The sequence below is a fragment of the Mesorhizobium tamadayense genome (assembly GCF_003863365.1).
GTDB classification, from domain to species: Bacteria; Pseudomonadota; Alphaproteobacteria; order Rhizobiales; family Rhizobiaceae; genus Mesorhizobium; species Mesorhizobium tamadayense.
The window spans coordinates 17,001-38,285 of record NZ_RQXT01000013.1 but is presented as its reverse complement, the minus strand read 5'-3'; the positions used below and the strand labels follow the sequence as shown (position 1 = coordinate 38,285).

Genomic DNA, 21,285 nt, shown 5'->3' with positions numbered 1-21,285 from the left:
TTCCGATATTTCAGTTTTCCGGACGGCCACGCAGCCGCCCGAATCGGCAGCGCTCTGCCACAGGACCCATACCGATCGCTCGATGCCCATTTGCGCTGCCGCTTGCTGGTCGACGGCTATCGGTTCATTCTTATGAATACCCTGGCCGTGAAGTGCGTAGCGAGATCACGCGTCACGGCCCCTAGTGAGGTCTTGTTCGATGGACTGCTCGGGCTGCGGTTTCGAGGTTGAGGGCGGTTACGCCTTCTGTCCGAGGTGTGGCAAGCGCCAGCCCGTGCCATGCGCCAGTTGCGGCTACCCCTGCGCACCTGATTTCGAGTTCTGTCCGAAATGTGGGGCAAGCGTCGGTGCGCCCGCAAAAGCCGTCGAACGGCCTGCTCCGACACCAAGCCGGACCATTGTGGCGCCTTCTCGAACTCCGTCGCTGCCTCCGAACATCGAAAGCGAAGAAGGGCTGCATCCCGTCTCTGACGCCGATCGCCGGACGGTAACGGTCCTGTTCGCCGACCTTTGCGGCTTCACGACACTCAGCGAACAGCTCGACCCCGAGGTCATGCAAACGCTGCAGAACGAACTGTTCAAGGAATTGACGGCGGCCGTGCGAAACTTTGGTGGTTTCGTCGACAAATTCATCGGCGATGCACTGCTCGCTTTGTTCGGTGCGCCGGTCGCGCATGAGGACGATCCGGAACGTGCGCTTCGCGCCGCTCTCGACATGATCGCCCGGACGGCGCGGCTCGGCCAAAGCACCCCCCGCTCCGGCTCGCCTCTGTTACTCCACATCGGCATAAACACTGGTCCGGTCGTTACTGGAGGATTGGGCATCGGCGCCGCAAAATCCTATTCGGTGACCGGCGACACAGTGAATACGGCGCAACGCCTGCAATCGCTGGCCGCACCGGGTGAGGTGCTGGTAGGCGAGCTCACTCACAAGCTGACCCGGCATGCCTTCTCTTACGAGTCGATGGGTGATGTCGTGCTTCGCGGCAAGGCTGGCAGTGTGCTCGTCCATCGACTGGATGCACCGCTAGCGGCGCCGCGTGCAGCGCGCGGGCTCGAGGCGCTCGGCCTCAGTGCGCCGCTAATAGGTCGTGGTGCGGAGCTCAATAGAATGCTGGCGAGCCTTGACCAGGCGTGCGGCGGCTCGGCCCAACTTGTCCGCCTCGTCGGAGAAGCCGGTATCGGGAAATCGCGGCTGGTGAAGGAGTTCGTCGCCCGCGTCGGCGACGAGGATCGTTTTCGCAACGTCGCCGTGCGACAGGCCACGTGCTCACCGCTGGGCGAACAATCATTTGGCGCCTTGGGTGCAGTGGTGCGCAGCGCTGCCGGGATGATGCAAAACGACAATGGGGACGAAATGCGGGGGAAGCTCGCAGGCTTGCTTACCGATCTCGGCCTGCAGGGCGAGGAGGCGAAGCGGCTGATGCCTTTGCTCTACCATGTGCTTGGCCTTGGCGACCCGGATGCCACCTTGCAGCATGTCGAGCCCGAGCAGCTGCGGCGGCAAATTCTCTACGCAGTCCGCACAATCGTCGAACGGCGGCTTGCATTGTCGCCGCTGTTGATTGTCGTCGAAGACCTGCACTGGGCCGACGCCGTGTCGCTCGAGGCACTACGTTTCGTGATGGACAGGTTGGAACGCACACGGTTGATGTTGCTGGTCACGCATCGTCCGGCGCCGGACAACGACCAGCTCGACTCAAGTCGGGTCAGTCACACAGCGCTCAGGCTTTCGCCGCTCAACAGTGATGACGGACGCAGACTGCTGGCGGCGCTTTTCGGCGAGAGCTGGGTAAACTCAGCAGGAGGGCTTCTCGACCAAATCCTCGAGCGGGCGGGCGGCAACCCCCTTTTTTTAGAGGAGATCGTTCGCGGCCTTATCGATCGCGGTGTGCTGATGCGCGAGGGCCAGCGATGGCGGACTGTGGCAGGCGAAGTCGCAACCGGCATTCCCGCCACTATCCAGGCAATGCTGCTTGCCCGTGTCGACCGGCTGCCCCAAGAGGCGCGCCGGTTGGCCCAGGAAGCCGCGGTAATCGGCCCGCGCTTCGACGCGACACTGCTGAAAGCCGTGACAGCCGACCCCGGCCGTCTGGAAGACGGCTGCGAACTGCTTTGCGATGCGGAAATCATCGAGGAAGTTGCCGGTTCAGGCTCGGTCTCGTCGCAAAGCTACCGCTTTACGCAAACATTGCTGCAGGACGTGATCTACCAGAATCTGCTCCTGCAACGCCGGACCGAAATCCACGGGCGGATCGGTGCTGCCTTGGAGCAACTGTGCGGCGACATGAAGGAACGGCTCGAGGATTTGACCGTGCTCGGTCATCATTTCGCACTGAGCGCCGAGCGGGAGAAGGGCGCGCGTTACCTGCAGGCGGCAGGCGATCGCGCGCGCATGATATACGCCAACGACGACGCCCTTCGTTTCTACGAGCGAGCACTGACTGCGTTGGACACAAGCGGGCAAACACCGCTCAAACTGGCAATTGCAGAGCGCATTGCCGATTTGAGCGGCCCGGCAGGCCGCCGCGAGATCGCGCACCGCCACTACGAGACGGTGTTGCAGGCATATCGCGAGTCAGGCGATCGTGTCGCTTCGGCGCGAGTTTTGCGTAAGATCGGTCGGCTGCTCTGGGACGTCGGCAAGCGGGACAAGGCAGAATCGCGCTATGCTGAGGCGGCGGCGTTCCTCGATGGAGCGGATGCCCCGGTCGAGCAGGCGCATCTGTGGCAAGAACGTGGCCGACAGGCGTTCCGCAGCGGAGATCACGCTCTCGCGGCAAAATGGGCAGACGCGGCGCTGGATTGCGTACGCACTCTGACAACGGAGCATGCCTCCGAGGTAGGGCGCGAGGCCACTCTTGTGACCGCCGAAGCACTCAATACCAAGGCTGTCGCGCTGGCTCGCCTTGGGCGAGACCTTGAAGCCGTGCGTCAGGTTGAGCGTAGCATTGAATTGGCCGAAGCCGCCGGCCTCCTGGGGGCTGCCTGCCGCGGCTACACCAATCTCGGCGTGCTTTACACGACCATCGATCCAGCAAAGGCGATGGAGGTCTGTCGGCGCGGTCTTGAAGTGGCGCGCCGTATTGGTGATTTGGGTTTCCAGGCGCGCCTCCTCGCCAATCTGGCGGTCGCTTGTTGTACTTTCACGGATCGCTGTCCAACGGAGGGTGTGCCTGCTGCCGAGAAGGCCATCGAGATCGACCGGGCGCTCGACCAGCGCGAGCACCTGCCGGTGCCGTTGATCGTGCTTGGGCAGATCCACCAGTGCAACGGCCGTCCGGACTTGGCGGTTGGGTTGTTCCATGAAGCACTGGACGTAGCCCGCGAAACGGGCGAACCCCAACTGCTGTTTCCGTGCTATGATGGCCTTGCAACACTTAATCTCGACCTCGACAATCTGGCCGAGGCCGAACGCTACTTTTCCCTGGCGCAGGGTATATGCGCCCAGCACGGGCTCGACCCGGAAGCGCTTGTGGTGCTGCCTTTTCTCGACTAGCCGGGTGGGAGGTTGGAAATGTCCGCGCGTATTGACTTGGTACCGCTTCAACCGGGCGATCGTGCGCCAAACGTAGTACTCGACGCCATTACCCAGGAAGGCAAGATCGCGCTTGATGACTTTCGCGGACAAAAACCGGTGCTGGTCGGCCTGTTTCGAGGTCTGCATTGTGCGTTTTGCCGGCGCCATATCGCCGCCCAGGCGCGGCTTGATCCGGAGCTGCGCGAAAAGGGCGTGCAAAGCCTGACGGTGGTCAACACGCCGATCGAACGGGCGCGTCTCTATTTCCGCTACCACCCGATGCCGAATCTGCTTGCAGCCTCCGACCCTGAACGCACTTCACATCGTGCTTTTGGATTGCCCAATCTCGAATTCACCCAAGACGAGACGAACTGGCCGTACAAGGTCTCGATGGCAGCGGCAAAGGATATGCGGGTCGACATACCAGGCGAGTTGCCCGGTCCTATGGATCCTTTTGCGGCCAGCGAATTCCTCGACAAGAGGGACCATTACGAACTGACCGAAGCCGATGAGCAGATGATGGCAACGGGACATGGACAATTGATCGGTCAGTTCCTACTGGACCGGCAGGGGATCGTCCGCTGGAGCTTCACCGAGGTTCCAGAGGGTGGGCGATATATGTTTGCGGCGCCAAGCCCGCGGGAGCTGATGTCAGCCGTGACCCAAGTCACCCAATAGACCTGCGAACGAGGTAAACCGGCGGGACACTGAACAAAAAGCGGAGCCAATTGCTACAAAACCAGACATTGGCCTCGTTCATTCGAGCACGGCCTCGATATTGGCAACAAAGTCATCGAGCGAGCGATCGCCGCGAATCTCGATGCGCGGAAGGTCGATGGGATCGCAATCGAGGTCCGCCGACCCGTGCCTGCCGCCGAAGCCGATCCGATAGCCGCACTCCTTGGCCAGCCGGCCAAGCCGTCGGTCGGTGACCGAGAAGGGTGCCGCGAACGCCGTGGTTGGTCGACCGGTCCACCGTTCGATGAACATACGAGAGCGCAGGAGTTCGGCGGCCAAGTCAGAGCTCGACAGACCATCGATCGCGCGATGCGTCGCCAGATGGCTTCCGAAGAACGCGCCTTCGCCGGCGAGGCGTCGTACCGTCCCGGCGTCCATAAGCTGCGTCGGCGGGCCGCTGTAGGCATCCCACCGTGCACTTTCACCCACCAAGTCCGTCACCAGGAACACTTCCGCGGTCAGGTCGTTCGCGCGCAAGGTCGGCCAGGCATGGTCGGCAAAGTTCTGGAAGCCGTCATCGAAGGTGATGAGCACTGGGCGGCCAACGAAAGGGTGACGGTTGGCGATGAACCATTCTAGCTGCTCGGACCTAATCGCGTGAAAGCCATTGGCGCGCAGCCATGCCATCTGGCTGGCGAATGCGGCGGGCGTGAGCCGAAAACGGGCGAGCGCGGCCGGGCCTTCATCGGCGACGCTATGATACATGAGGACAGGGATGCGCTGCCGCCGCTCGCTACGCGCGACGTCGCGGCGCAAGGCCCGCGCCCCGCCCCAGACGATATTTCGCGCGACCCCGATTTCGATGGGTGCGCGGATTGGCACATGATCTATCATCGGTTCCGTCGCCACTTCGCCTGGTGACAGGCGGCGGAAGCGGTCTATGCGATAGAGCTCGGTCTGGATCGATTGCTCGAGGACGAAGCCTTCGGTTGCTGCCAGCGTCTCTGAGATCGCTTGTGCACCGAATGTGTTCCAGTCGAAGCCCGTCCTTTCAACATTGTCACGCAGCACGAATGCGTGTGCGCTGATGAAACTGCCGCCAGGCGCCAACGCCTCAACGAGTTTTTTGGCGATGCGCCGCAACTCGGCGAGATCATCCAGGTAGTAGAGCACTTCCGAACAGACGATCAGATCCATCTCACCCGGCAGCGTGTCCGCGGAGAAATCCAGTACGCCGAACTCAACATTCGGCTGATCGCTGCATCGCGCGCGCGCCCGCCCGATGGCTATGTCGGAGATGTCGGTTGCGGTCAAATGGCCCACCCGCGGCGCCAGCTGCCGCGTGAAGTGGCCCTCCGCGCAGGCCAGCTCAAGCGCCCGTCCGATGGGACCGGCAGGCAGAATTTCGAGCTGCCGCTCATATTTTTCCTGCTCATAGGGCGAACTGTAGTTCCAGGGATCCTCGATCGCGAAACGGCGATTCCAGAACGACGTGCGATCATTGTCGTTCCTATCCGCGGCCGGTGCACGGCGCGGTGCTGCAAGAGGCTCTGTAGCTTCGGCGCTCGAGCGAACCAGCGCCTGCGCTTCCGCGGCCAGTCGCGCGAGCTTGCCGAAGTGGCTGTCCCGAGCAGGCCAGCGTCCCCCCATAGACAACACTGCCTCGGCTGCAAACATGTTTGACGTGTCGGCGCCGGCGTCCTGTTGCGGCGCATGGACAGGCGATCGCCTCATGCGCTCATAGCGGGAGAGGCCAAGCCGCTCAGCGGGCATGAAACTCAGGATCAATTCGATCCAATGACGCCTCGTCACTTGCCCGAGCACGCCGAACTGCACGACAGCCTCGATTTGGCCATCCATCATCAGATAGGCATAGATTTGATCGATTCCTTCCGGAAGTTCGATCGAGGTCGGATTTCGCGCGTCGACCCGAATTCCGAGTGTCCGCGCCAGTCTTCGCGGTGCAGCAAGATCGTCGGCATCGAGCAGCATTTGCTCGAGGTGATACTGGACGCGGCGAGCCGCGTCGGGATTGTTCCAGACCTTGCCGAGTTCGATGATCAGTTCGGCGAGGGAGCCGCCGAACCTGTCCCACCCGGCAGCCAATTGCGCTGGCACCGACAGGCTTCCTGCCATAAGGCCATCGACGGCCACCTTGGCGATCTCACGCGCCCATTTCCGTCCTGGGGGGAGCGCGCGCAGCGACTGCGGGTTGATCGAACCCGAGCCGCGGCCGCAATCCGATGCGGCGTTCCACAACGCGAACCACGCGAGTGCTTCGGAAGCGCTGCCACCGTTCGCCTCGATCGCTCCATTGATGTGAGCCGATGCCGGGTGTTTGATCCTGGGATCAGGAGAAAAGCCGCGGGCGATCACGATTTCCGCATCTGCCAGCATCTGCGTCGAATTGCGGCTGAGCGCGTTGGGGCTGGTCCGATAGAAGGCGAGCGGCTCGTCGACCATCACCCAATTTTTGCCTAGACGTGCGAGGCGCTGCCACAGATCCCAGTCCTCGCAGGTGTGTAGCGACACATCGAAACCACCCAACTCGACAATTGTCTCCCGGTCGACCAGCAGCGCGTGAGTGCGAATGGCACACCGGCGGGCGAATGTTTCGAAGGGCTGCATCGCAACCTCCGTTGAGATGCTCGACGGGGTGAGTTCGCCATCGGGCATCACGCGCCGAGAACCGCAATAGGCGGCGACGGCATCGGGGGCGGTTTTCAGTGCGGCCAGCATTTTCGCAAGGAAGCTGGCATCCACCCAATCGTCCGCATCCAGAAACATGAGCCAGTGGCCGCGCGCTGTCGAAATCCCGCTATTGCGCGCGCCGGCGGCGCTATACGCGCAAGAGCTCAACGTCCGAAATCGGGCATCGTGCTCCACATAACCGGCGATGATCGCGGGAGTGCGGTCCGTTGAGGCGTCGTCGACAATGATCGCCTCCCAATCCACTATTTCCTGATCGAGAAGGCAGTCGAGTGCGCGCGCCAGCGTTACCTGTGCGTTGTGCGCAGGAACCACGATTGAAACCAACGGATTATGCGCCACGCCGTCTTACCCTCGCCTGGTTCGGTAGAACACAAGAGTCCCGAAACATCGTCCACCACGACTATATCCAGTATCTGGTAGGTCTGCCGGCGGATGCCGGCAAGCGTTGCGCCGATGGTTTGCTCGGCATTGAACATCGGTACCACACCGCCTTGCGGCAGCATTGTCCTGGATCATCGAGCTTTCGTTTTCTTCGGCAAGAGTCAGCGAATGTCAAAACCGGATGACGGCATCGGATGGCAGCACTGCCCTGTCAAGATCGGGGCGAATTAGAGGCAGGCAAAAAAGACTTGAAGACAGGCTTGAATGGCAAGCGCTCATGCCCGACGGTTTAGAGCGCACGACCGGCCTAAGCCGAGAAGAATCCGGCTTGCGGGCCGGCTATTTTGCTGACATGTTTATTAGTTGCTAAATTAGCACTGTGACAGCTGGTCAAATGAAGGGGCATAGGGATGGCCAAGGAATCTTCGAGTACCGCTTCTTCGGCAAATAAAGCGGACGGAAATCTGATAAGTAATGCAGACGGAAACGGGCTGACCTTCATGGCCGGCCAGGCTCGCGAGAGCGGGGCCCCCGGCGACGCTGTAGGTGTCGACAAGATACGTGATCTGCTGTTCGGCAACCAGATGCAGGACTATGACCGCCGCTTTTCCAAGCTTGAAGAACGGGTCTTGCAGCGCTTCAAGGATGTCGAATCCGAGGCCAAGCGCAATCTTGAAATGTACGAGTCAAATGCAAAGAAGCAGGTCGACTCGCTTGCGGCGCAATTGCGGAACGAAAAAGACGCGCGAGCCGACGGCGACAAGGAGATTGACCGGAATCTTCGCGAGCAAAATCAGGCGCTTGAAAAGCAGGTGCGCGCGCTGTCGGATCAATTGAGCGAGCTTGAGCGCGAAGTTGCGGACCGGATAAATCGAAACGATCATTTGCTGCGTGAGGAAATCAAGCAAAAGAATGAAAGCATTCAGATGCTAATGGAGAAAATGTTTTCCGATCTCGGCAATGTCAAGACCGACCGAAATCTTTTGGCTGGCCTGTTTGTCGAGGTTGCAAAATGTCTAAATCAGGATCCCGTCGGCAGCAAAAGCAACTCGGAGCGTAGCTGGAAAGGGAGTTGATCGGAACTTGACGTCGACCGTCGACCCAATCAGCCTTCCTCAAAGAGCAGCTTCGAACGATTCAGAGATTGATCGCGAGGCTCTGGCTAGTCTTTTGATCGAAATTGCCCGGAACGTTGATCCGGACTATCGTGCGCGTTTCGACGGAGTTCCAACCGCCGATCCTCGCATGGAAACGCTGCGCCAGTTACTGGTCGGCCGCGAAATTTCGGAGCTTTCACGAGTTACGCACCTGCTCGACGAACCTGAGCAGCTTGCGGTGGCAGTGGGGGGCGTTCTCCCCGGTGCGGCCGCACGTGCGTCTCATGCGCAACTCGGCGAGGCCCTTGCGCCGGCTGTCGAGAGGGCTGTGCAACGGTCCATCCAGAAGAGCCCGCGCACGCTGACGGATATATTGTACCCGGTGTTTCTGCCGGCAATTCGCAAGTCGATCGGCGAAAAGATCGACCAGACCTTTCAGTCGCTGAATGAAACTTTAAGACATATATTTACCTGGCATGGGCTTAAGTGGAGATTTGAATCTTGGAGAACTGGAGCCAGCTTCTCGGAAGTTGTTCTGAAGCATTCTCTTATCTATCGTGTAGAGCACGTCTTTCTCATTAACCGCAATTCCGGGCTTTTGATAGCACATGTAACTGCCGATAATGCGACGAGCGAAGATCCTAAACTCATTTCTTCTATGCTTAGTGCAATTCAAGATTTTGTGAAAGATTCTTTTAACGAGAAAGAGCAGAGCGGCCTGGACACTATCCGTTTTGGCGACCTTCGTCTCTGGTCGGAAGTTGGACCGTTTGCGACCTTGGTCGCGGTGATCCGGGGAAATCCGCCAGAGGAATTACATGAAATAATTCGCGATGTATTGCTTCGCATTCATGATGAATGCTCACAGGCTTTAGAGCAGTTTGACGGCGACAGTTCGCAGTTGGCCGGCGTAGAGACGCAGTTGCAGACCTGCGTTGAACTGAAGCAGGAGGAATCAAACCAGGGATTTCCGTGGCTGGTGCTGGCGGCAGTCCTGCTGGTTTCGATTCCGGCAGGCGGTTGGTTCTTTCTTTCCTGGCAATCCGGGCAGCGCTGGCAGGCCTATGTGTCGCGACTGGAGACCCAGCCGGGTATCATCGTTGCCGAACAAAAGATACGCGGTGGCCAATTCTATATTGCCGGCCTGAGAGACCCGCTTGCCGTCGACCCGCAGTCGCTGTTGTCCGGAATGCAGGTCGATCCCGCCCGCGTTCATTCGCAGTGGCAATTCTATCAGAGCCTTGAACCGGAGTTCGTGTTGAAGCGGCTGACGGCGTCGCTGGTTCCGCCGGATACAGTGCGACTTTCGATCGTCAATGATCGCATCGTCGCCGAGGGTGAGGCTACCGCCACGTGGATCAACCGCGCATGGGCCGCCGCCCAGCAGCTTTCGGCAGGCGGGCCGGTATTCGATATCTCCAGGGTCCGTGATGTGAGCCCCGAGGAACGCGAGGCGGAGCGCTGGCAGGCTTATGTGTCGCGACTGGAGACCCAGCCGGGCATCATCGTTGCCGAACAAAAGGTGCGCGGTGGCCAATTCTATATTGCCGGCCTGAGGGACCCGCTTGCCGCCGACCCGCAGTCGCTGTTGTCCGGAACGCAGCTCGATCCCGCCCGCGTTCATTCGCAGTGGCAATTCTATCAGAGCCTTGAGCCGAAGTTCGTGTTGAAGCGGCTGACGGCATCGCTGTATCCACCGGATACAGTACGACTTTCGATCGTCAATGATCGCATCGTTGCCGAGGGTGAGGCTCCCGACACCTGGATAGATCGGGCGCGGGCCGCCGCCCGACAGCTTTCGGCAGGAGGACCGGAATTCGACATCTCCAAGGTTCGTGATGTAAGCCCCGAAGCACGCGCGGCGGAGCACTGGCAGTATTATGTGTCGCGACTTGAGGCCCAATCGGGAATTATCGTCGCCCAACAAACGGCAAGGGGCGGACATTTCTACATTTCCGGCCTGAGAGACCCGCTTGCTGCCGACCCGCAAGCTCTGCTGTCCGGAACGGAGGTCGATCCTGCCCGCGTTCATTCACAGTGGCAATTCTATCAGAGCCTTGATCCGAAGTTCGTGGTGAAGCGACTGACGGCGTCGCTCACCCCGCCGAAATCGGTTCAGCTTTCGATCATCCAGGGTCGCATCGTTGTCGCGGGCGAGGCTCCTGCCGCCTGGATCAACCGGGCGCAGGCCGCCGCCCAGGAGCTTTCGCAGGACGGAGTGGCCATGGATGTCTCACAGCTGCGTGAGCTGGACCTTGCAGAACTTAATCAGTTGAGGCAGGCCATCCAGACGACCGATATTTTCTTCTCTTCCGGCAAGGTTGTACCGGGACCAGAGCAGATGCCGGTTCTCGACAGATTGGCGGATCAAATAAAGGAATTCGCCCAAAGTGCCCGCAAGTCAGGCGTAACAGCGCGGTTCATGCTGACCGGCCATTCGGACGCCACGGGCCGTGAGACGGCCAACGCGTCGATCAGCGCCGCCCGCGCCGAGACAGTTCGTGCGCTTCTCAACAAGCGCGGCGTCGCTCCGGAACTGCTGCTGGTGCGAGGCGCGGGCACCTTTGAGCCGGTGGTGCCTGAAAATAGTCGAACCGGGAGCTCCACCAATCGCCGGGTTTCGGTTACGGTAAACCTGGACTAGCGCGGGGCCTGGGATGTTGCAAAAAAAGATCTGCATGCTGGGCGGGTTCTCTGTCGGAAAGACGAGCCTGGTTCGCAGGTTTGTGCAAAGCATCTTTTCAGAAACCTACTTGACCACGGTGGGAGTGAAAATCGACAAGAAGAGTGTCGCACTCCCGGACAAGACCGTGGATCTGATTTTGTGGGATTTGGCCGGCGAAGACGATATCGGCTCATTCCGCGTCAGCCATGTGCGAGGTGCGACCGGGCTCGTGCTTGTCGTCGATGGAACCCGCGCCGCTACTCTTGCCGCCGCGCTCACGTTGCGCGAGCGGGTCGAGGCCGAATTCGGCGCTATGCCGTTTGTATTGCTGTTCAACAAATCCGATCTGGCCGATCGGTGGGTAATACCGGATAGTGAGATTGACGAACTGAGGCAACTTGGATGGCAAATCTATCTAACAAGTGCGCTTTCGGGTGAACATGTTGATGATGCATTTCGTCAACTTGCTTCGATGGTTGCCAAATAGACCATGCATGGATTGCCGAGAGAAGTCGGAAACTGGATTTATAATTTCTTCTACAACGAGCACTCTATCGCATATGTGAAAATCGACACCCAGCTTTGCATAGCGGCGAAGGGCGGTAACGTTAAACATTACGGGCTCTCATCCCTTCGCATCGGTAAGCCTGTTGCCGAGCAGCTTGAATTCATGGAAGGGTTGCTGCCTTGCCCGGAGCTTCCATATCATATGGCCATGGTCGAGCTGCCCGGCGGGCGTGTCGCGGACCTTCATCTTTTTGCCGGCAAGGCCTGCGTGTGGCTGCTCTTTCTTGACGCCACTGCCGAACGCGACAATAGGCAGCGGCTTCAACAGAAGGCTTATGAAATGACGCTCCTGGAAGAAAGGGCGCGTCAACTCAACGAGAAATTACAATCGACGAACGAGGCGTTGAGGAAGACCCAAGAGGGATTGACGCGCGAATATCAGCGCGCCGAATCCCTACTCCTCAACATTCTTCCGGCGTCGATTGCGGAGCGGTTAAAAGCGGACGAACAAATTGCAGACAACCACGCGGAGGTGAGTGTGCTTTTTGCCGACATTGTCGGTTTTACGGAAAGAGCGCGAAGCGTCGGAGCCGCGACGACGCTCGCTATTTTGAATTACTTCTTCAAGGCGGCGGATCTGCTCTCGGAACAATACGGCTGCGAAAAGATCAAGACAATCGGCGATTGTGTGATGGCGGTCGCTGGCCTGCCTACCGCGCGATCCGATCATGCGGAAGCCCTTGCGCACTATGCACTTGAACTGCGGAAGGCGGTCAAGCGCGAACGCTTCGCAGGAGAACCGATAAGACTCAGAATTGGAATTCACTCAGGACCAATCGTCGCGGGCGTCATAGGCAAAAGGCGGTTTGCCTATGACCTGTGGGGCGATACCGTTAATCTCGCCGCACGTATCCAAACGTCCGCGGAGCCCGATGAAATCCGTATTTCGGATGCAACTCACAGACTGCTTGGACCAAATTTTGCTTGCGACCCACTCGCGGAAACGGAATTGCGTGGTACGGGTCGTGTGCGAATGTGGCGGCTCCCGGCAAATTGGGATTCGGTGTGATGGTGGTCGACGATCGTCTTCTCGAAAGGCAAGATGACCGAGATCGAGCAAGCGCGAGCCTGGAGCCCGCGCGTCATCTCAAAATTCGAAACGCTTATCAGGAGCGGCGACGACCAGGCGCTCTATCGTGTCAATCCGCTGGCCTTCGCCCGCGACCGCGCAATCGCCGAGCCTGAAGCAATCGACCTCTTCCTTCACGCGGCCCGCTGCGGCCTGTTCGATATGAGCTGGGACGTGCTCTGCCCCCAGTCCGGGATGGTGCTCGAAAGTTTCGGCGCCCTGCGCACGCTGCAGACGCACTACGTCTGCGGCCTTTGCGACGTATCGGGCGATACCGACCTTGACGACTTCATCGAGGTCTCCTTCTCTGTTGTATCGCCCCATTTGCGGCGCCTTCCCTTCAACGAGCCCCAGACGCTCTCTGTCGAGAACTTTCACTGGAAGCTACGCTTCGGCAATGACGGGCGGCTGCCCGGGCAGGACGTACGCTTTCTGGACGTTCTGCGAGGCTTCGTGCGGGGCATGACGTTCCTGCCGCCGGGCACCACAACAATGCTGCGCGCTGACCTCGATCCCGGCTCCCTGTCGGGTGTCAACGTGCAGACACAGGCGGCATTCGCTGTACCTATATCCGGGGACCCGGTGTTGGCGCCGACACTTCTTAAGATCAACTATGACGGCAAGCGTTTCTTGCCGGCGTTGCCGGCCGTGCCGCCCGGTCCGGTTGTCATTGAGGTTGCGAATACCGGACCCGATCGTGGCGCGTTGCTTCTCATCAACTGGCCGCCCGAGCTTGTCGCGTTGACGACCAAACCGGCGCTCGATTTCGACCCATATGTTTCCGGTGGGGCGCTGCTTGCGCGGCAAACCTTCCGCCAGCTCTTCCGTTCCGAGCGTGTCGACGAGAAGGAGGGGCTCGGCATCCGACAGGTCACCTTCCTGTTCACGGACCTCAAGGGTTCCACCGCCATGTATGAGCGCCTCGGCGACCTCAACGCCTATGCCCTGGTCCGCGAGCATTTCGCTCTTCTCAATGCTGCGGTCCACCAGCATTCCGGCGCTGTCGTAAAGACGATCGGAGATGCGGTGATGGCAGTATTCTCGCGGCCATCGGATGCGATTTCGGCCGCCCTCCACATTTTTGAAGAAATCGATCGCTTCAACGGCGATAATGTCAGGCCGGGGATTGTCCTAAAGATGGGTGCCCACTGCGGTCCATCGATTGCCGTCACACTCAACGACAACCTCGACTACTTCGGCCAGACCGTGAATGTCGCCGCACGCGTGCAGTCACTGGCGGAAGCCGGACAGGTCTGCATCTCCGAGGCGCTCTATTCCGCGCCCGGCGTGAGTGACCTGCTTGCCGGCCGAGGCGTCGTCGCGTTTGATGCGCCGCTTCGAGGTGTAGAGGGCGATGCAACTGTCTATCGCATTATGCGGGGATAGACGCGACTGCGTGCCACAAACTATTAATGGGAGGCGGTGCCTGCCCCTGCACTTGTAGAGATGGCCGAAAGGCCGAGCCAACTCGTTGGCCAATACGCGGTGATGCCATCGGCTGCCTTCATGTGTACAGCTGTGTCAGAGTCCCAGATAGGCAGCGCATATCCGCTCGTCTGCAATCAGTTCCTCGGCCGGCCGCTGCATGGTCATGCGCCGAGTTTCCATCACATAGCCTCGGTCGGCGATGCCAAACGCGGCATACGCGTTCTGCTCTACCAGAAGTACCGTGATGCCCAGCGTCTTCGAACTACGGATCACATCCATGATTTGCGCGACCAGACGCGGCGCAACGATCTAGCTCGGAACGATGAAGGCTTGCACCGCAACATCGGTTTCTTCAAGGTTAGGGCAACGACGGACGTAGATGTCGTTGCTTGCCGATTTGACTGGAAGGGTACAGCACGATGCCGCTCATGATTCGACGATTGGGGGCCAGGAACCTGGCGCGCCCGGCACGGCGTCTCGGAGACCTGACTGCGATGTTTGTCCTGATTGCCAGGCCGCTCGTCTTTGGGATCGCCCTCTTGTTGGCTGGTCAGGCACAGGCGCAGGCGCCGGCGACGGTCCCGCCTGAAAGGGTCAAACAGCTATTCGAGCTTCTCGACGATCCGTCAGTGAAGGCCTGGGTGGCCGAACAGCGAAATCAGGACGCCGTATCAACGGGAGCGCCTGCCGAGGCAGGAGCTTCGCCGAGCGACGCATCGTCCGGCGCCGTGGCCGCACCAGGCCAGATGAATACGATGGCATCCTCGACGCTCGATCGGATCAGGCACCATATCGAAAGAATCGTGCGAACGTTGCCCCTGCTGCCAGGCCAGTTCGCGCGCGTTCGGGCAGAGACCATGGAGGATATGTCCAGCAAGGGTTCTGCCGGCGTATTTGTGCTGATTGCGATGTTCATCGCTGCCGGCTTGGCGCTCACTTGGGTAACGTACAGGTTCACCCGTCCATTTCGTCTTTGGATTATCGCGCAACCGAAGGATACGCCCATTGGGCGAGCCAAGAAGATTGGTGGTCGCACGCTTTATTCCAGCATGCTGATCGTCTCGTTCGCACTGGGCAGCGCCGGCGCGTTCATGTTGTTCGACTGGCCAATGCTTATCCGCGAGATTGTACTGACATTTCTGATGGCGGCAGTCGTTACATGGGGTGTGCGCATGTACGTCATGGCCATGCTCGTCCCTTCCTTCATGAACGTCGAGAACGCCGTCGAGGTTCGTGCTTTGCCGATCACGAACGAAGCGGCTGACCATTGGTCCTATTGGCTACCCCGGATCGTCGGCGTCTTCGCCTTCTTCGGCGCCGCGTTCATCCTCTTGCCAGGCCTCGGCATCGATCAGGACGGTATGATGGTCCTGTCACTGGGCGCCGATTTCGTGCTGCTTTTGCTCTTGCTGCTTGCCATTTGGCGGCGGCCAAGAACGCAGCGAGACGGTGCGCGCCACAGCGGTCACACGGAAGCGACATGGCTATTGACTGCTTATTTCGTCGTCCTGTTCCTGCAGCGCATCGCCGGTCTTTATACATACTTCTGGTTTACCTTCGCCGCATTCTTCCTGCCTTTGGCAATCGTGATGACGCAGCGCGGGGTTAATTTCGTTCTGCGGCCAGGTTCGGAAGATGTCGGCCGGCCTACGATCCCGGCGGTCACGATCGCTGTCATCGATCGCGGAATCCGAATGATTTTCATCCTGGCGGCGGCTTACTTTCTCGCGCGTGTCTGGGGTCTGAACATGCAATCCATGCGGGACAGCGATACGACGACGACGTTCATATTGCGCGGCTTGATCAATGTCGTGGTCATTGCCCTCGCAGCCGATTTTGGCTGGTCGATCATCAAAGCCTTGATCGAACGAAAGCTGGGCATCGAAACACCGCACCCTGTGATCAGCGACGAGGACGTCCCGATCCTCGATCCGCAGCAGGCGCGGCTGCACACGCTCTTGCCGATCCTCCAGAACATTCTGCTCGCATCGATCATCGTGATGGCGGTGCTTATGATGCTCGCCTCGCTGGGTATCCAGATCGGCCCGCTGATCGCCGGCGCTGGCGTCGTCGGCGTCGCGGTGGGCTTTGGGGCACAAACCATCGTCAAGGACATCATTTCGGGGGTGTTTTTTCTGCTCGATGATGCGTTTCGTGTCGGCGAATATATTTCCTCGGGCAATTACAAGGGTACTGTGGAAAGCTTTTCGCTGCGCTCGGTGAAGCTGCGCCACCATCGTGGTCCGCTGTTCACGATACCTTTCGGTGAACTTGGGGCAGTCCAGAACCAGAGCCGTGACTGGGTTATCGACAAATTCAACATCACCGTCGGCTATGACACCGATATCGACTTCGCCCGAAAGCTGATCAAGCGGATCGGGCTCGAACTGGCGGAAGATCCCGAGTTCAAAAACTGGGTGCTCGACCCGATCAAGATGCAGGGCGTACAGGAGTTCGGCGAGTACGGCATCGTATTGAGGGTCAAGGCCACAACCAGACCGGGAGGCGCCTTCGGTATGAAACGCAAATTCTATGTACGGCTGCGCCAAGTCTTCAAGGAGCAGGGCATCGAGCTGCCATTTCCAACCGTCCAGGTCCAGGGGCTCCAGAACCCACATGGGGCAGAGAATGCGCCGTTGGAGATCACACCCGAATTAAAAATGGCCGTCGCGCAGTCGCACACTAATCGGCGCAGAAAAAGAGGTAGCACAACGGAGTAGGAAAGCTGTGACACCTGCCGGTCACAACGCGGCTTCCGCGCATCTCACCGACCCCTGACGGTACTTTGAAAGGTTCGGCCGGCAGCATGCCGGAGGTCCGTTGGGCCGTTAGAAATCTATGACGCTGGTTTAGATAGGAAATTTCCGCCGAAAAATTTGAGCTTTCGTGCACTATCGAAGTTAATCGCGCTATATCGGCCTGACCCGCTGCGATCGTCAATTGGGCTGGAGCGCTAGATGATCTTTGCTCATTTTCCGATGGCACGGCACCCATCGGAAGTTCCGGGCTATTCTCAGCAAAGTATTTATGACTATCAGCATTAGATGTAGCTCTAGGTAGGTCATCGGCCACATCAAGGCCGAGCATCGGATGGGCCGCAACTACCTCGCCGGCCGGCAGGGCGACGCCCTCAACGCCATCCTGGCCGCCGCCGGATACAACTTCTCCCTCCTGCTCAACTGGTTCAGGCAGCTTTTGTGGCTTCTCATCGCAGCCCTCCAAAGTCAGCCAAACGAGATCGAAGCCTGACCAATCTCATTGTTCGACGATGAAGCGCGTGGATGGCCGAAATAAGCCTGGATCGCGTCGCCTATGTAACTCGCCGTCACTCCCTTGTGGCGCTCAATGACCGCGCTGCAAAGCCTGCAGAAGCTTTCCATAAGGCGGCGAAAATCCTCTGGATCGAGACGGTCCGCATATTCGGTCGACCCGACCAGGTCGCAGAGCAGGATCGTAAGGTGGCGCCACTCCGCTGCAGGTGTCTCGGTGCTCCTGAGCGGGGACGGATTGTCCGTTGGATGCGGAGTTGTCACGTTTTGAGGCTCTCCTTGATGGGCCGCCCTGTCGCTCCGGTAGCCGATTTCGGACTTGGCCATTGCTGGCAGCGCGGCGCTCAGTCGCAAACGATGTCTGCGTAAATCAGGTGGTCCATCGCACTGTACGTGGCGTTGCTCTCGTCAAAGCAGAACCTCTTGGGAAGAAGCCGGATGAGGATGCGCTGATTGCATTTGCCGGGAACGTCAAGCCGGAAACTGCGCGGCAGCGTGGATGCCACCGGATCAGTCCACCTCGTGTGGCCAGCGTAGGAAGCGTTCTGGATCACCAGGCTGGACCCGGCTGAGCCGATGGCTTCATGAGGCTCGAGATCGATCCCCTTCGCCTCCTCGACCGTTGGATAGGCATCGATCTTCGGCGGCGCGCGGTCCCACGGCATCGCGCCCGTCTTGATGGCCACATTGACCCTGACGTCGTCTCGCTCGGGCACGCCGCCATAGCCGTTGAGATACTTCCAGCCGAAACGAAGGACACGAACCGTCGTCGCCTCGCCTACCGGTGCCGGAAGCACCTCGATCGTCGCATTGGTCAGCAACGACCCTCCGGCCTCCAATTCCGGGGCGGGGCAAGGGGTATAGAGCGGGTGGTACCCGCACTCTGCGCCGCCGGCATCCCACAGGCAGTCGCTCAGCCTTTGCCAGTCCTCGGCGCTCAATCCCGGTGAATTCAATGATAGATCATTGCCGGACCCAGGCACCATCCAGGGATGGATGCCTCCTACCCTCTCGAGGGCCCAGTCCGTCCGATGTGCAGCCGCGGCCGCGTAGATTATTTTCTCCTCCCGTAGTTGCAGCAATTGAACCCAGCTCGGCAGCGTGATCCTCGGTTCGCGTGAAACGGCATCCGGTGCCAAGCGCTGGCCGGTGATTTGCGTCGTCAGTGTGTGACAGCCCGTGCAATTCCCACTCGGATCCTGAACCGTCTTGGCCCGCATGAGATCGACGCTGTAAGTGCTGGTATAGCCCGATCCGATGACGCGGAAGGGAGAGTCCAGCAATCGGGGTCGTAGCGGCAGATAGTCTGCGAGGCTGAACGCAGTCGCTCGGGAATCTTTTTCGGCTGCGCGGTAGCCTACCCTGCTCTGCGCAATATGTGGATCGATCACATACGGACTCTTGTTGTCATGGCAGGCGTGACACGGAACTTGAAACGTCGGGTCGTAAAACGCCTCCGCCTCGGCGCGGCCGACCGAATCGGAATAGGAGTGGCCCCCCGGCGGAACAAACGTTTTCGACCAGTCGAACACACCGCGATCCTTTCGACCGTCAAAAAAGACGATCTCGCCAGATTGACGATTGAATCCGATCGTGCCGAAGAGGGAGAAGCGCGGATCTGACCCCAGCCAGTAGGGATCGGTGCTGACCTCCTGGCTGTAGTGCGACTTTCTGCACAAGAACAACCATTCAACGTTGCCGCGGACAACGCGAGCGAGACGGGAATTCAACCCACAAAAAGTAGCACTTCCGGCTAATGATGGCTTGTCACATTTCGGCAGCGTCGCCGTCCACTTGACCTCATTGCCATTTTGATCCCTGTGCTCGAACTCCAGCGGATGCCCCTGCTTCGCAGGATTGGGCCGCAGGTCAACGATGTTTCCGTCAACTTCGCGGGGAATGGTTTTCGATTCAGGGCCCTCGCAATCTCCCTCGGGAATAGGGCCGAACACCGCGCGAGCCTCGTCTCCGGACCTCGTGACGATGTTGGTGCTCTCGGAGGCCGGCCGCCAGAAGATATCGCCGTTCCATCGCATGACGGTATCGGCAAATGCCCTCCGTTCGAGGTCGGAAGCAGAGAAAGCGGCGAGTCGGATGTCGCGCTGCGCACTCGCTGGCTCAGCTAGGGCCAGTTCCCTGCACGCCTGGAAGGCCGCGAGATCGCGGACGTACCGCTCGTGATCCCGACCGGCAGGCAAGACTTCGAGCACGGGACCGGGTGGAGCTTGCGGGGCCACACAGCCAGTCAACCTGTCGCATCGGTCATCCCGCTTGCAGGGGAGCACTGTAGCTAAGCGGAGCGTCGTAGCGGCAGGCAGCCCCAACTCGCTCGTCCAATGGACGAGAACCGCAATCCCCAGAATCGAGGCAATGCCCGCTACAGCCCGCATGCAGACTACGCCCTGCGTCTAGGTCTGTCGCCCGCAGTAGCTTGTACCAGGGTTCTCGCAGCAGCCAAACCCATTATCGTTTCTTGGCCACGATAGCGGCATTGTCGGCGTAGACAGTGAGGGATTGAAATTTCCAGTTCCCGTCGCCGTCCTTTGCCAAGGTCGCCCTGACATCCGCCGAGTAATCAAGCTCCGGCGCCTCGAGGTTAGAGGCTTGCAACGTCACGAGGACGGTCGACTTCGTCTTCACCGTCTTGCCGTCTTTGGCTGCGTCGAACAAGGTGTTGGTGACAAGGTGTCGAGTCTGAAGATCGTGGTCCTTCAAGTACTTCGTGATACTTGCCATTTCGGTTTCGAGGTCCTTGCTGGGATCCTGGTGTCCAAACGTCAACTTGAAGACTTGTCCGCCGACATTGCAGAGTTCATAGGAAGACGACGCCTCCTTGAGGAACAGATCAACAAACGATGTCGGATCCCTGTCATCGATCGTCCAGGCATAGCTGGACAGAACATCCGTGATCGACCGCTGATCATCGAGGGAAGGGTTGCGTGGGAGCCACCCGGTAACAGCGGTGGTGCTGCACGCTTGCTGCGCCTGTGCGGGCACCGACCCCTCGAACGCAAGGCAAATTCCGGACACGACGGCAAAAGATCTCAAAGCTGTTCGACTATTGAATAGGCCATTCCAAAGATCGCTCATGACAGTTCCCCTCATATAGAACGTGATGGAAGGTGCCTGCTTACCCTACACGAGAACATGAAATTCGTAAGTCGAAATCGTCGACATCTCACGGCTGGAACGGGCATGCCTATTGGAGCACTGCGGCGGGAGGTCGACCGTTCCCAAAAACGCAAATCACTCTTCGAATTATTCTTCCTCCATCGCTTGTGGTAAGATATCATTGAAGCATCCGACAATTGCTCGATATTTTTATTGAGATCAAATTGTTTGTCATGCTCAGCGACTGACCGACGATGCATACACCTGTCAACGGGCCGCTCCCGATGTCCCTGCCCAAGATGTTAAGAACGCTCAAGCTCGGCGTGCTTTTAGCCGTGTTGCTTTCTCTTGCTTCGGCGGGCCTTGCCGGGGACTCGGTCGACGGCACGGTCATCGCGGTCAGACAGGCAGACCTCGTCCTCACTTTCGACTATGGCGCCGGAACATATGAGATCCGCATTGTCGGCATCGACAATCCGCGGGATTCCGACATGGCGGAAAAGGCCACCCTGTTCGTGTCCCAGCGGCTGCTGGGAAAGAACTGTACGCTGCGCTTCGAAGGCCGGACGCCAGAAGGGGAAATGATCGGACGACTGTTCACCGATGATCCGGACTACGGAATCAAGGATGTAGGCGTCGAGTTGGTACGCAATGGTCTCGTTTCCCGGCAGTCGAGCTACGTCGGATACAAATACGACGAAATGAAAACGGCGGAGGACCAGGCAAAGGAAGCGCGGCGCGGTATCTGGAAGACTCGACAGTGACAGGCAACTCGTTGGCCTACACGA

14 protein-coding genes and 2 pseudogenes are annotated in these 21,285 nt (G+C 59.3%); 10 read left to right on the top strand and 6 right to left on the bottom strand.

Going from position 1 to position 21,285, the window contains the following annotated elements; genetic code table 11:
- Positions 1-199 precede the first annotated feature (199 nt).
- Positions 200-3,499 (top strand): adenylate/guanylate cyclase domain-containing protein, encoded by a 3,300-nt coding sequence (locus EH240_RS13205; protein ID WP_124998857.1) that lies wholly within the window; start codon positions 200-202, stop codon positions 3,497-3,499.
- A gap of 18 nt (positions 3,500-3,517) precedes the next feature.
- Positions 3,518-4,198 carry a redoxin domain-containing protein gene (locus tag EH240_RS13200; protein ID WP_124998855.1) on the top strand — a complete coding sequence of 227 codons (681 nt, stop codon included), beginning with the start codon at positions 3,518-3,520 and terminating at the stop codon, positions 4,196-4,198.
- A gap of 78 nt (positions 4,199-4,276) precedes the next feature.
- Here the strand turns inward: EH240_RS13200 and EH240_RS13195 are convergent, their stop codons facing one another.
- Positions 4,277-7,249, bottom strand: coding sequence for a trifunctional glycosyltransferase/class I SAM-dependent methyltransferase/polysaccharide deacetylase (locus EH240_RS13195; RefSeq protein WP_124998853.1), 2,973 nt, complete (start codon positions 7,247-7,249; stop codon positions 4,277-4,279).
- Complete coding sequence (locus EH240_RS13190; RefSeq protein WP_245436004.1) at positions 7,195-7,386, bottom strand: glycosyltransferase family A protein; 192 nt, start codon at positions 7,384-7,386, stop codon at positions 7,195-7,197. The genes EH240_RS13195 and EH240_RS13190 overlap by 55 nt, the downstream gene beginning before the upstream one ends.
- A gap of 315 nt (positions 7,387-7,701) precedes the next feature.
- Between EH240_RS13190 and EH240_RS13185 the strand changes: the two genes are divergently transcribed.
- From EH240_RS13185 to EH240_RS13165, 5 genes and pseudogenes are all read left to right on the top strand, one after another.
- On the top strand, positions 7,702-8,367 hold the full coding sequence (locus EH240_RS13185; protein WP_124998849.1) for a coiled-coil domain-containing protein: 666 nt from the start codon (positions 7,702-7,704) through the stop codon (positions 8,365-8,367).
- 7 nt (positions 8,368-8,374) lie between these two features.
- Positions 8,375-11,032, top strand: a complete 2,658-nt coding sequence (locus EH240_RS13180) for an OmpA family protein (protein WP_124998847.1) — start codon at positions 8,375-8,377, stop codon at positions 11,030-11,032.
- A 13-nt stretch (positions 11,033-11,045) separates the two neighbouring features.
- Complete coding sequence (locus EH240_RS13175; RefSeq protein WP_124998845.1) at positions 11,046-11,540, top strand: Rab family GTPase; 495 nt, start codon at positions 11,046-11,048, stop codon at positions 11,538-11,540.
- Positions 11,541-11,543: 3 nt separating this feature from the next.
- Positions 11,544-12,629 (top strand): adenylate/guanylate cyclase domain-containing protein, encoded by a 1,086-nt coding sequence (locus EH240_RS13170; protein ID WP_124998843.1) that lies wholly within the window; start codon positions 11,544-11,546, stop codon positions 12,627-12,629.
- Positions 12,626-14,075 (top strand): annotated as a pseudogene (locus EH240_RS13165) (DUF5939 domain-containing protein). The gene EH240_RS13170 and the pseudogene EH240_RS13165 overlap by 4 nt, the downstream one beginning before the upstream one ends.
- A gap of 135 nt (positions 14,076-14,210) precedes the next feature.
- Here EH240_RS13165 and EH240_RS13160 read toward each other — a convergent pair.
- Positions 14,211-14,396, bottom strand: a complete 186-nt coding sequence (locus EH240_RS13160; protein WP_124998839.1) for an ATP-binding cassette domain-containing protein — start codon at positions 14,394-14,396, stop codon at positions 14,211-14,213.
- Positions 14,397-14,611: 215 nt separating this feature from the next.
- On the opposite strand from EH240_RS13160, the gene EH240_RS13155 reads away from it, so the two are divergent.
- Together EH240_RS13155 and EH240_RS13150 are read left to right on the top strand one after the other, a co-directional pair.
- Complete coding sequence (locus tag EH240_RS13155) at positions 14,612-16,837, top strand: mechanosensitive ion channel family protein (protein WP_124998837.1); 2,226 nt, start codon at positions 14,612-14,614, stop codon at positions 16,835-16,837.
- Between the two features lie 340 nt (positions 16,838-17,177).
- Positions 17,178-17,366, top strand: a pseudogene (locus EH240_RS13150) (IS5/IS1182 family transposase); the annotation flags it as partial.
- Here EH240_RS13150 and EH240_RS13145 read toward each other — a convergent pair.
- From EH240_RS13145 to EH240_RS13135, 3 genes are all read right to left on the bottom strand, one after another.
- Positions 17,342-17,713, bottom strand: a complete 372-nt coding sequence (locus tag EH240_RS13145) for an adenylate/guanylate cyclase domain-containing protein (RefSeq protein WP_124998835.1) — start codon at positions 17,711-17,713, stop codon at positions 17,342-17,344. The pseudogene EH240_RS13150 and the gene EH240_RS13145 overlap by 25 nt on opposite strands.
- Before the next feature lie 17 nt (positions 17,714-17,730).
- Complete coding sequence (locus tag EH240_RS13140) at positions 17,731-19,596, bottom strand: hypothetical protein (protein ID WP_245435993.1); 1,866 nt, start codon at positions 19,594-19,596, stop codon at positions 17,731-17,733.
- Between the two features lie 253 nt (positions 19,597-19,849).
- Positions 19,850-20,476: a nuclear transport factor 2 family protein gene (locus tag EH240_RS13135; RefSeq protein WP_167484009.1), complete on the bottom strand. Its 627-nt coding sequence runs from the start codon at positions 20,474-20,476 to the stop codon at positions 19,850-19,852.
- A 305-nt stretch (positions 20,477-20,781) separates the two neighbouring features.
- On the opposite strand from EH240_RS13135, the gene EH240_RS13130 reads away from it, so the two are divergent.
- Positions 20,782-21,261, top strand: coding sequence for a thermonuclease family protein (locus tag EH240_RS13130; protein WP_167484008.1), 480 nt, complete (start codon positions 20,782-20,784; stop codon positions 21,259-21,261).
- Positions 21,262-21,285 lie beyond the last annotated feature (24 nt).

Bases quoted from the DNA above. Each gene is read 5' to 3' on its own strand.
- EH240_RS13205 (WP_124998857.1), top strand. From the start codon at position 200: ATGGACTGCTCGGGCTGCGGTTTCGAGGTTGAGGGCGGTTACGCCTTC.
- EH240_RS13200 (WP_124998855.1), top strand. From the start codon at position 3,518: ATGTCCGCGCGTATTGACTTGGTACCGCTTCAACCGGGCGATCGTGCG.
- EH240_RS13190 (WP_245436004.1), bottom strand. From the start codon at position 7,386: ATGTTCAATGCCGAGCAAACCATCGGCGCAACGCTTGCCGGCATCCGC.
- EH240_RS13185 (WP_124998849.1), top strand. From the start codon at position 7,702: ATGGCCAAGGAATCTTCGAGTACCGCTTCTTCGGCAAATAAAGCGGAC.
- EH240_RS13175 (WP_124998845.1), top strand. From the start codon at position 11,046: ATGTTGCAAAAAAAGATCTGCATGCTGGGCGGGTTCTCTGTCGGAAAG.
- EH240_RS13170 (WP_124998843.1), top strand. From the start codon at position 11,544: ATGCATGGATTGCCGAGAGAAGTCGGAAACTGGATTTATAATTTCTTC.
- EH240_RS13160 (WP_124998839.1), bottom strand. From the start codon at position 14,396: ATGGATGTGATCCGTAGTTCGAAGACGCTGGGCATCACGGTACTTCTG.
- EH240_RS13155 (WP_124998837.1), top strand. From the start codon at position 14,612: ATGTTTGTCCTGATTGCCAGGCCGCTCGTCTTTGGGATCGCCCTCTTG.
- EH240_RS13145 (WP_124998835.1), bottom strand. From the start codon at position 17,713: ATGGCCAAGTCCGAAATCGGCTACCGGAGCGACAGGGCGGCCCATCAA.
- EH240_RS13135 (WP_167484009.1), bottom strand. From the start codon at position 20,476: ATGAGCGATCTTTGGAATGGCCTATTCAATAGTCGAACAGCTTTGAGA.
- EH240_RS13130 (WP_167484008.1), top strand. From the start codon at position 20,782: ATGTCCCTGCCCAAGATGTTAAGAACGCTCAAGCTCGGCGTGCTTTTA.